The sequence below is a fragment of the Enterobacter cloacae complex sp. GF14B genome, from assembly GCF_004136805.1.
GTDB lineage: Bacteria > Pseudomonadota > Gammaproteobacteria > Enterobacterales > Enterobacteriaceae > Enterobacter > Enterobacter hormaechei_C.
In genome coordinates this window covers 1-1,833 of the sequence record NZ_QFRV01000232.1, presented here as the reverse complement: position 1 = coordinate 1,833, position 1,833 = coordinate 1, and the positions used below count along the sequence as shown (strand labels likewise).

The 1,833-nt window shown below is 38.9% G+C and carries 3 protein-coding genes; all 3 read left to right on the top strand.

Annotation, left to right across the window (positions count from 1 at the left end; genetic code table 11):
• Positions 1-80: 80 nt before the first annotated feature.
• The 3 genes from DD606_RS26745 (at position 81) to DD606_RS24905 (ending at position 1,345) form a co-directional block, all read left to right on the top strand.
• Positions 81-335 (top strand): ribonuclease H family protein, encoded by a 255-nt coding sequence (locus DD606_RS26745; RefSeq protein WP_176691486.1) that lies wholly within the window; start codon positions 81-83, stop codon positions 333-335.
• The gene (locus DD606_RS26665; protein WP_129259433.1) at positions 336-947 is read left to right on the top strand and encodes a hypothetical protein; all 612 of its coding nucleotides are present in this window, start codon (positions 336-338) and stop codon (positions 945-947) included.
• A 101-nt stretch (positions 948-1,048) separates the two neighbouring features.
• A complete protein-coding gene (locus tag DD606_RS24905) occupies positions 1,049-1,345 on the top strand; it encodes an integrase zinc binding domain-containing protein (RefSeq protein ID WP_129259431.1) in 297 nt (98 codons plus the stop codon).
• Positions 1,346-1,833 lie beyond the last annotated feature (488 nt).

Below are 1,833 nucleotides of genomic sequence, written 5' to 3'. Positions count from 1 at the left end.
GCTTTATGGGACATTGTGGATATTATAGACGATTCATTTACATGTAAGCTATAATAGGCCAACCACTTTACAGGCTAATAGTGAATTTCGAATGGACAGAGGAGTGTGAGGAATCCTTCAAGAAACTGAAAGAGGCACTCATTACTGCTCGAGTCTTGAAATCACCAGATTGGGAGAAGATATTCCATGTGCATATAGATGCTTCGGCATATGCAATAGGATGCATCCTAGCTCAGCCAGAAGAAGGAAACATGGATTTTCCAATCTGCTATCCTAGTCGACAGCTCAACAATGCTGAAAGGAATTACACAATAATAGAGCAAGAGGGATTATGAATGATTTATGCTCTAAAGAAATTTTGGCATTATCTTCTAGCCAATAAGTTTGTGTTTTTCACGGATCATCAAGCCTTGCTCTACCTAGTGAATAAACCATGCAATACCGGGAGAATAGTGAGATGGTTCATCATTCTTCTCGAATTTGATTTCACTATGGTTGTAAAAAAAGGCACTACACATCAACTAGCAGATCATTTGTCAAGGATTGTTTCAGGGGAATCACCTAAAGGGGTAGACAATGATCTACTAGATGCCTATTTGTTCTCCATAGAAATGATACCTAGATGGTCGGAAAACATTGTGTCTTTAATGACAATCATGCAAGTGGATTCACAAATACCACTTCCTATCACAATTGATTTAATCGAGCAATCGACTATGTATCAATTACTAGCTAGAAGGTTATACAAAAGAAATCGAGATGGGATATTGCTTTTATGCATTAATCCTGAAGAAAAAGAACAATACCTAAGTCAAGCACATATTACCATAGTAGGACTTCACTTTGCAGAAGACCAAACTATGCAACGAATCTTGAGACTTGGAGTATTTTGGCCAACTATGAGGAGGGATGTTCACTCATTTGTAAAAAAATTTCCTCACTGCTAGAAACAAGCACTCATACCTCATGTGACATTGTTCCAGATATCACACGTTTCTAAGTGGAGTAACTATCTAGTTACTTATCAAGCCGAACATTTCCTGAGGATATGAGTAAACGCCGCCAAAGAGCAATTGAAACTGAAGCAAGAGACTATGCTCTTATTGGGAACCAATTGTATCGGAAAGGTAAAGATCAACATTTGCGTCTTTGTGCAAATGAAGATGAGTATATTCCGATTATAGAACAAGCACATGTTGGATTAGCTGGAGGTCACTTTTCTAGTGAGACCACCGCAAGAGCAATCTTGATGGCAGGCATATGGTGGCCAACACTTTTTGCAGATGCCAAAGAATATGTTCAAAGTGTGATGCTTGTCAATGAGCAAAAATGCCAACCCGTGTAGATAGCCTGCCCTTAAGACCAATGATGGGGGCACCATTTATCATTGAATATGTATCTCCAAAATGGAGCAGTTAAGTTTTCCACCCTAGATGGTGAACCAATTGCTAATTGGATTAGTGGATGTCGTTTGAAGAAGTACAATTTTCCACTAACCAATGAATTGCTAGAAAGAATGCATGCAACTAAGCAAAGAAAGATAAAACAACAACAGGTTATTGATGAAGCCCAAGAGGAAGCTCGGCTTCGAGTACTCAAAAGGAAAGCTGCTCTCAAGAATCAACATATATCAATTCCCATCAACACTCTGGAAATAGATGACTGACAAGGGGAATTACCTAAAGATGCTGTTTCAACAGATGATGACTGGGTAGAAGGAATGGACCTGCGCATCAAAGTACATCTCCATAATCATAGCACCAATGCCTTAGTTGACACAGGAGCTAGAGTAAATGCAGTCATTTATTTCACGTATAAGGAAACAACAAGTCA

Bases quoted from the DNA above. Each gene is read 5' to 3' on its own strand.
- DD606_RS24905 (WP_129259431.1), top strand. From the start codon at position 1,049: ATGAGTAAACGCCGCCAAAGAGCAATTGAAACTGAAGCAAGAGACTAT.
- DD606_RS26665 (WP_129259433.1), top strand. From the start codon at position 336: ATGATTTATGCTCTAAAGAAATTTTGGCATTATCTTCTAGCCAATAAG.